A 1,435-nucleotide genomic window follows, 5' to 3' on the forward strand; every position below is an offset into this window, starting at 1 on the left:
CATGCCGGGGCCGGCTGGTTACCTACGCCTTCATCCTCCCGGACACCGGCGTCATGAAAAAGGTAACGGGGGTTCTCACGTGCTAACTATGCCTTCGTTGACCCGGGAAATCAGTCCTCAAAGCACCTCAAAGAGCAAGCTTCAGGAAATCTTCATGTCGTCTTGAGAAAAGCTCAACAAGCGACTTCGATATCAATAAAGGGAGTCAGAGCTGAGCAAAGGGAACGCTGCCGTCTCGTGTTCCCGCGGCACTGGCAAGCACCCCAGGTCTGACCCACGTGGTGTCCACCGGCAGGCCAGCGCGTGGATGGAGCACGACGAAGCCCGCCGCGACCGTACCGCCTCGCCCCTGAGATGCCACCACTTTCCCTCCCACGGCAACACTTGACACGCGTACCCCTAAGGGGTGAACCCGTACTTGCACGCATACATCTCCGGGGTAAGGAGTCGGGAAGGGCGAGACCATAAGGACCGGTTCGCTGAGTTCGCGGCGTACTGGGGCCAGCGGTATCCGGCGATCGTGCAGCTGTGGGAGTCCTCCTGGGCTTCAGCTCGTGCCCTTCGAAGGAGTACGACGTGGAGATCCGCTTCGGCGATCTGCACGACGAACGCGATCGAGTCGATCAACGCCCGCTATCGGAGGGTGGTGCGCACCTGAGGGCACTTCTTGAACGAGGCTGCGGCGCTGAAGTCTCTCTACCTCGTCACCGGGTCTCTTGATCCGACCGGCGGCGGAGCACGCTGGGTGATGAGGTGGATGCCCGCGCTGAACGCGTTCGCGTTTCCCCTTCGCCGGAGGGTTCGAGAGAACCACTCACTGATGAAATCCGCCAGACCCCACCCGCCGTTTATCGGACGGTCCCGCGCGGTCGGCGTGAACGCCGCCACACGACTCGTAGTACTTCGTTAGATCTGTCGTTGGGGGCCGTGGGGTTGTAGCTTCTGTGCCATGCGCCCTGATCAGGTGGCAGTAGTGCCTGAGCGGACGTGGAATCACCCTGCCAGGACGGGCTGGCCGGCATGGTAGGCGATCGGCTGGGATCGTCGGAGGTATCAGATACGGTCCCCCGATGTGCCGGTCGGTGGGCGGACGCTGTAGCAGCACCGCAGCACTCAGGGCCGCGACCAAATCCAAGACGTCGGTGAGCAAGCGCGCGGTGTTGACTAGCAGAGCGAGGCTTTCGGTGAACCAGGCCCCTGGGGCTCGGTGAAGAACACAGTGATGGTCAGCTCTAGGACGACCTCTGACCTCAGGTGGTGGTCTCGCTGTGGCCGTGGTCAGCGCTCATGGACGGAGCCCACCTAAGCATGAGGTGGTCGACGACACATGCAGTATGACTGTGGGCGCTGGGCTGGGCAGTGCCGTGGTCAGGAGCGTACGAGGCGGGCGATGGCGTCGGAGGCTTCCTTGATCTTGGCCTCGGAGGCCTCGCCA

General features: G+C 62.5%; 1 pseudogene. It reads left to right on the forward strand.

Going from position 1 to position 1,435, the window contains the following annotated elements:
- Positions 1-469 precede the first annotated feature (469 nt).
- Positions 470-781, forward strand: a pseudogene (locus RF638_RS15935) (transposase); the annotation flags it as partial.
- Positions 782-1,435: the final 654 nt, after the last annotated feature.

Origin of the sequence: Kocuria sp. CPCC 205235, from assembly GCF_040980905.1 — a bacterium.
Classification (GTDB): Bacteria; Actinomycetota; Actinomycetes; order Actinomycetales; family Micrococcaceae; genus Kocuria; species Kocuria carniphila.